At 68.5% G+C, this 6,778-nt stretch carries 5 protein-coding genes; 1 reads left to right on the top strand and 4 read right to left on the bottom strand.

Annotation, left to right across the window (positions count from 1 at the left end):
* Nucleotides 1-136: 136 nt before the first annotated feature.
* Together A5759_RS01365 and A5759_RS01360 are read right to left on the bottom strand one after the other, a co-directional pair.
* Nucleotides 137-1,807, bottom strand: a complete 1,671-nt coding sequence (locus tag A5759_RS01365) for a hypothetical protein (RefSeq protein WP_082961904.1) — start codon at nucleotides 1,805-1,807, stop codon at nucleotides 137-139.
* Between the two features lie 14 nt (nucleotides 1,808-1,821).
* Nucleotides 1,822-3,018, bottom strand: a complete 1,197-nt coding sequence (locus A5759_RS01360) for a DUF3068 domain-containing protein (RefSeq protein WP_064399979.1) — start codon at nucleotides 3,016-3,018, stop codon at nucleotides 1,822-1,824.
* A gap of 211 nt (nucleotides 3,019-3,229) precedes the next feature.
* Here A5759_RS01360 and A5759_RS01355 point away from each other — a divergent pair, with 211 nt between their 5' ends.
* A complete protein-coding gene (locus tag A5759_RS01355) occupies nucleotides 3,230-4,342 on the top strand; it encodes an acyltransferase (RefSeq protein WP_068192954.1) in 1,113 nt (370 codons plus the stop codon).
* Here A5759_RS01355 and A5759_RS01350 read toward each other — a convergent pair.
* Complete coding sequence (locus A5759_RS01350) at nucleotides 4,311-5,780, bottom strand: AMP-binding protein (protein ID WP_068192918.1); 1,470 nt, start codon at nucleotides 5,778-5,780, stop codon at nucleotides 4,311-4,313. The genes A5759_RS01355 and A5759_RS01350 overlap by 32 nt on opposite strands.
* Before the next feature lies 1 nt (nucleotide 5,781).
* On the bottom strand, nucleotides 5,782-6,753 hold the full coding sequence (locus A5759_RS01345; protein WP_068192914.1) for a phosphotriesterase: 972 nt from the start codon (nucleotides 6,751-6,753) through the stop codon (nucleotides 5,782-5,784).
* Between the last annotated feature and the right edge of the window lie 25 nt (nucleotides 6,754-6,778).

Genomic DNA, 6,778 nt, shown 5'->3' with positions numbered 1-6,778 from the left:
CAAACACTGAGCTCAATGATCTACCTCTGCCTCGGCGGATTACACCCTCAGCTACCCACGAGAACGTGAGGAGCCGCACATGTGTGCGAGTATGCCATCGCCCACCGACATTTCTGTTCCGCCGGCGACGCCGAGGTCATCGACGGTGAGGTGCTTTGACTCGCGGCGGCGACTTGCTCAACCGTCGCGCCACCAGGGCGCCCGCACCGCCGAGCAGCATCGCCAGCCAGGCCCAGTGTGCGGCCAGCACCACGGTCCGACCGTCGGCCTGCGGCGACGATCCGCCCACCCGGTACAGGGTGAGGTCTTCGTCGGTGTAGGCCACGGGCAACGGCAAACGCTCTGTCGGAGCGCCGGATTCGACCACCACCCATCCGACCCCGGCATCGGCAACCAGGTTCTGGTCCGCGCTCTCGACGAGGATCTCCTGCACGTCGCGTGCGCGCTGCCCCTCTCCGTACACCGTCCGCTCGCCGATGTGCAGATCGCCGGTGGTCAACACATCGGCACGCACCCACCGGGGCAGCGGGTCGAGCACGGGAGCCTCACCCGCCCACTCGAAACAGCGCATGCTGCCCATCGGCATCACCGCGACCGTCCGCGGGTCGGCGTTGATGATCGCGGCCACCTTCGCCCATCCCGGCGGGTACTGCACGGCGGTGACGCGGCCACCCACGCCCCACGCCAAGTCCGGCAACGTCGCGATCAGCGCGACGCAGCAGAGTGCCGCGGTCGCCGCCGCCGGCAACCAGCGACGGGCGAAGACCACCGCCGCCGCGCCGGCCACCGCATAGCCCGGTATCGCCAACGCCACCCACTTCTGCGCGTCGCGGACCACCCCCAGGCCGGGCACGGCGCGGACGGCCGCCTCGACGAGGACGAGCCCGGGTCCGGTGGCCATCAGCGCGGGCACCACGACGGCGAACCCGGCCAGGACCATCAGCGGTACGGCCGTCGGTCGGCGCAGCACGACCGGTAAGCCGAGGGCGACCACGCCGAGCAACACCGCCGTGCCCACGACCGCGAAAAGTGTTGTGCGAGAGGGCGGTACAGCCTCAGCGTTCCAGATGCCACCCAACCCGGCCAGGCTGAGCAGTGTTCCGAGGCCCGGTTCGGCGCGCGCGGCGAACGCGAGGACGCCGTCAGCCTGCGACGACTCCAACGACCGCGACACCGTCGCCGCGACCAGCCACGGCAGCGCCGCGACGACCGTCATGGCCATCGTCACACCCGCACACCGCCACCGGCCCCACCCTTCGCCGGGCGCGGCGACGCACACGAGCGCGACGGTCGCCGCCAGCATCAGCCCGGTGGGCGTCAACCCGGCCAGTGCCAACCAGAAAGCCAACGCCCACAACGGGGTCCACCGCGCCGACTCCCGCATCTGCAGCACCGTCGTGGCGACCCACGGCAGGCACCCGTAGCCGACGAGCAGGCTCCAGTGTCCTTGCAGCAGCCGCTCGGCGACATACGGGTTCCATACCGCGACCGTCACCGCCACGCACTGACCGGCGAGCCCCGACTCGGGAACCACCGCGGCGGCCAACCGCGCCGCGCCCCAGCCCGCCAGCCACAGTCCCGCGACGAGCAGTGCCTTGGCCACCACGCCCCCGTCGACCACCGAAGACACGACGGCCATGAAGAAGTCCTGCGGAAGGGCCCGCGGTGCCGCCTCGGACAGCCCGAGCGCGGCATCGGACAGATACGAGCGCGGCGTGGACACCGCGTCGCGCAACAGCAGATACCCGGGTGCGAGCAACGGCGCCGTCACCACGAGGGCGAGCACCAACGCGTAGGCCGGTCCCACGACCGACCGCCCGATCAGACCGGTCTGTCCGGGGGCAGGTCGGTCGGTCGAGATGTCGGGATCTTCTCGGTCTTGGCTTCGGCGCCCGGGACCTTGATGCCCTGGGTGTCGAAGAATCCGTGGTCGGCCTCGTCGAGACCGGGGTCGATCAGCGCGGACTCCGCGCGCAGGCTGAACGAGCCGAGCAGCGCGCCGCCGACCAGCAGCACCAGCCCCATCGCGGTGAAGGTGATCGGCAGGATGCGGCCCCACAGCGCGACCCGGTCGCGCTCGTTGCCCGCGCTGGCGACCTGGGACTCGACGGTCTCCTCGTTGAACGCGACCTTGTAGTCGACGAACGTGACCTCGGGCTTGAGCGGCTCGCGGGCGTAGTAGTGGTAGCCGTGCTCGTCCCTCTTGACGATCGTCCCCGAAACCGGGTCGACCCAGAAGGTGCGCTGCGCGGCGTAGTACCGCGACATCGTGATCGGCTCGTCGGGCTCACCGGGCACACCCCACATCGCCGCGCGGGCGGTGACCTCGCTGTCGGCGTCGTCTTCGTAGAGCGAGGCGTACTTCACCGGCTCGACGAGCTTGCCGTCGGAGTCGTAGCCGACGTTCTGGGTGAACCGGTAGGTGGTCAGCCCGTTGACGTCTTCTTCGCCGTCGTAGTTGGCGTCGAACGCCTTCTGCGCGATCGGGTCGAAGACGGAGTAGGTCTTCTTCTCGGTGTCGAACGGGAACCGGTAGGCCAGGCCCTCGTGCGGCAGCGCGATGTTGGTCGGCGGCTTGTCGTCCTCCATGGCGCGCGGTTTCTGCACCGCACCGCCCGGATTGCTCTCGCTGGACACCGCCTCGGCGGTGCTGCGGTTGACGGTCACCGTGTCGACAAGCGCCAACAGCAGGCCGGCCTCCTGCTGTTTGTCGGTGCGGCGCAGCGTGGAGCCCACCTGAAGCGTCACCACGTCGGCGTTCGACGGCGACTCGACGGTGAGCTGCTCCTGCTGAACCATCGGCACATCGCGGTCGACGACGAACCGTTCGCTGTTCAGCGATGCCGGGTCGAAGGCCGTGCCGCTGCCGTCGCTGATCAGCGTCGCATCGAGGTCCAGCGGGATCTTGGCGATCTTGCTGTGGGTGTAGGTGGACAGCAACAGCGCGGCGATCAACAGGGCGGCACCCAGCCCCAAGATCCCGCAAGCCGCAATCCGCAGCGCCACTGCGCGGTTCAAACCGTGCCTCCTTCACCTGCGGTATGCCCGCAGAAACCCGTTTGACCCTAACAGCACAATTTAAGGTCGTCGGTCCAGACGCATCCGCCGACCCGTGGTCGCTGTCTTCGGCTTCACCGGGCACACTGATTTCGTGGCAGTTGCGGTGGCCGGCGAGACGCGCGAGGAGCAGGTGGGCGGAACCCGCGGGTTCCTGCCTGCGGTGGAGGGCATGCGCGCCTGCGCCGCGGTCGGCGTCGTCGTCACCCACGTGGCGTTCCAGACCGGGCACACCGGCGGGATCAGCGGACGACTGTTCGGCCGATTCGATCTCGCGGTGGCGCTCTTCTTCGCCCTCTCGGGTTTTCTGCTGTGGCGCGGGCACGCCTCGGCAGCGCGCGGGCTGCGGCCGACCCCGCCGACCGGCCACTACCTGCGCTCCCGGATCGTGCGCATCATGCCCGGATACCTCGTGGCGGTCGTGGTGATCCTGTCGCTGCTGCCGGAGGCCAAAGCGGACCTGACCGTGTGGTTGGCCAACCTCACCCTGACCCAGATCTATGTGCCGCTGACACTCACCGCGGGGCTGACGCAGATGTGGAGCCTGTCGGTCGAGGTCGCGTTCTACATGGCGTTGCCGCTTCTCGCGCTCCTGGTGCGACGCGTCCCGGTGCGGGCGCGCATTCCCGTCATCGCCGCCGCGGCGCTCGTCAGCCTCGGGTGGGCGGTGCTGCCGATCGCGACATCGGCCGGCGTCAACCACCTGAACTGGCCGCCGGCCTTCTTCTCCTGGTTCGCCGCGGGCATGCTGCTCGCCGAGTTGACCGTCACACCGGTCGGATGGCCGCACCGACTGGCCCGGCGGCGCGTCCTGATGGCGGTCATCGCGGTCGCGGCGTTCCTGGTCGCCGCCTCGCCGATCGCCGGACCCGAGGGCCTCACGCCGGGCACCGTCAGCCAGTTCGTCGTCAAGATCGCGATGGGCGCCGTGGTCGCCGGTGCGCTGCTCGCGCCGCTCGTGCTCGACCGCCCCGACACCTCGCACCGGGTGCTGGGCAGCACGACGATGGTGACGTTGGGGCGATGGTCCTACGGACTGTTCATCTGGCACCTCGCCGCGCTCGCGATGGTGTTCCCGGTCATCGGCGAGTTCGCGTTCAACGGCCACATGCCGGTGGTGCTGGTGCTGACGGTCGTGTTCGGGTTCGCGATCGCCGCGGTCAGCTACGCGCTGGTGGAGTCACCGTGCCGAACGGCGTTGCGGCGCTGGGAGTATCGATACGCCCGTCCGGTACCGCCGTTGGACTCGTCGGTCAGCAGCGTGCCTGAGCCCGTCGCGAGATGACCTCGTCGCGGACCGCTGACCGGCGCGCTTTACCCGCGTCGTCGCGCAGCGGCTCATCGGTGAACTCGACTGTGCGGGGCACCTTGTAGCGCTCGAGTCGCTCGGACAGGAAGCCGACGACGGCCGCTGCGTCGAGCCGCCCTTCTGCATGCACCAGCGCATGCGGCACCTGACCGAGGTCGTCGTCGGGGACGCCGACCACCAGGCACGACAGCACCGCAGGATGCTCGGACAGCGCCGACTCGATCTCGGCGGGATAGACGTTGCGGCCGCCGACGGTGAACATGTCCACCCGCCGGTCGCTGAGGTAGAGGAAGCCGTCGGCATCGAAGTACCCGAGGTCGCCCAACGAATCCCAGCCGTCGCGGGATTTCGCCGTCGCGCCGACGTAGCGGTAGGTGGGTCTGCTGCCCGGCGACGGCCGCATGTAGACCTCGCCGACCACACCGGGCGGGCACTCGTTGCCGTCGTCGTCGAGCACCTTCATCTCGCCGGCGACGACGACACCGACCGAGCCCGGGTGGGCCAACCACTGACTTCCCGAGATGAACGTCAACGCCTGTAATTCGGTGCCGCCGTACAGTTCCCACAGCACATCCGGTTCAAGAATCTCGATCCAGGCGCGCTTGACCGCGGGTGGACACGGCGCCCCGACATGCCAGAACCGCCGGATCGAGGACAGGTCGTAGGCATCGGGGTCGGCCCGGTAGACCGGAATCAGGCGCTGCATGATCGTCGGTACCGTCGTCAGGAACGTCACGCGGTGTTCGGTCACGAGCCGGAGGAACTCGTGCGGTACGAACCGCGGCATGATCACCAGGTGATGGCCCTGAACCAGCCCGATCGCGAAGGTCGTGAAACCGGTGTTGTGGCTCATCGGCACCGAGATCAGGTTGACGTCACCCTCTTGCGCCCCAAGGGGATAACCCACCATCGGCGGGTAGCGGCTGTCGTTGCCCGCCTCGATCAGCTTGGGCCTGCCGGTGCTGCCGCCAGATGCCATCGCCTTGAACACCGGCGACACCTTCTCGGGTAACGCTGCATCCGAGAGGTTTTCATCGGGCACATAACCCGCTGGCACGCTTGCTATTCGGCCGGTGGGGTCGGCGCGGCCGACGACTAGGGCGCGGGGCCACAGTTCGAGCAGCCCGGTCAGTTCGGCATCGGGAAGCCTCGGAGAGAGCGGTTGGGGGATCGCACCCAGCTTCCACGTCGCGAGCACCGCCTGCACCCACTCGATGGAGTTCGGCAACACCACGGTGACGTAATCGCCCTCTCGCACACCGAGTTCGGCGTAGGCGCGGGCCAGCCGGTTGGTCGACGCGTCGAGCTCACCGCGGGTCAGGGTGACGCCTTCGCAGGTGATCGCGGGCGCGTCGGGTTCGGTCTCTGCCAGCCGTGAGACCTGCGCGCTGATCGGCGGAGTCTGTTCGGGCATGTCAGTAAGCGCCCCGGGTCTCGAAGATCCGGCGCGGGTTGTCGACGAGCATCGTCGTGAGCTGCTCGTCGGAGACGCCTCGCTTCTTGAGGGCCGGGATCACGTCGTTGTGGATATGCAGGTAGTGCCAGTTGGGCATGGTCTGCGGGACGAGTCCTTCCGGAAGCCAGTCGATGAAACAGGACGCGTCGTGCGACAGCACCATCTTGTCGGCGTGGCCGCGCTCGCACATCCGCGCGACGGTGTCGACCCGCTCCTCGAAACCGAGGAACACGTCGACCCCGAACCGGTCCATCCCGATGTAGGACCCGTTGTCGATCAACCGCTCCAGGTAGTCCAGATCGGTGCTGTCGCCGGAATGCCCGATGACGACGCGCGAGAGGTCTACGCCCTCCTCGCTGAACACGCGCTGCTGATCCAGGCCTCGCTTGGTCGCGGCGTGCGTATGCGTCGAGATCGGGACGCCGGTTTCCCGGTGCGCCTGGGCCACCGCGCGCAGCACCCGCTCGACGCCGGGTGTCAGGCCGGGTTCGTCGGTCGCGCACTTGAGGACCGCCGCTCTGACCCCGGTGCCCGCGATTCCGCTGGCGATGTCGCGGACGAACATGTCGACCATCGGCTCGCCGAGCGGGGTCTCCGGCCCGCTGAAATGGAAGAACATCGGGACGTCGTTGTAGGTGTAGACGCCGGTGGCGACGATGATGTTGATGTCGGTCTGCGCGGCGATACGCTCGATACGCGGAATGTAGCGCCCCATTCCGATCACCGTGAGATCGACGATGCTGTCGACCCCGCGCGATTTGAGCTCGTTGAGGCGGACGACGGCGTCGGCCTCCCGTTGGGCCTCGTCGCCCCAGACCTCCGGATAGTTGGTCGAGATGTCGAGGGACTGGATGAAGACGTGTTCGTGCATGAGCGTGACGCCCAGGTCGGTGGTGTCGATCGGTCCTCGGGCGGTGTTCAGTTCCGGCACGCGGCCGATGCTACGAGATAGCGGT

It is taken from the genome of Mycobacterium sp. 852014-52144_SCH5372336, from assembly GCF_001665615.1.
In the GTDB taxonomy this organism is placed as follows: Bacteria; Actinomycetota; Actinomycetes; order Mycobacteriales; family Mycobacteriaceae; genus Mycobacterium; species Mycobacterium neumannii_A.
This window is presented reverse-complemented; position numbering and strand designations above follow the sequence as displayed.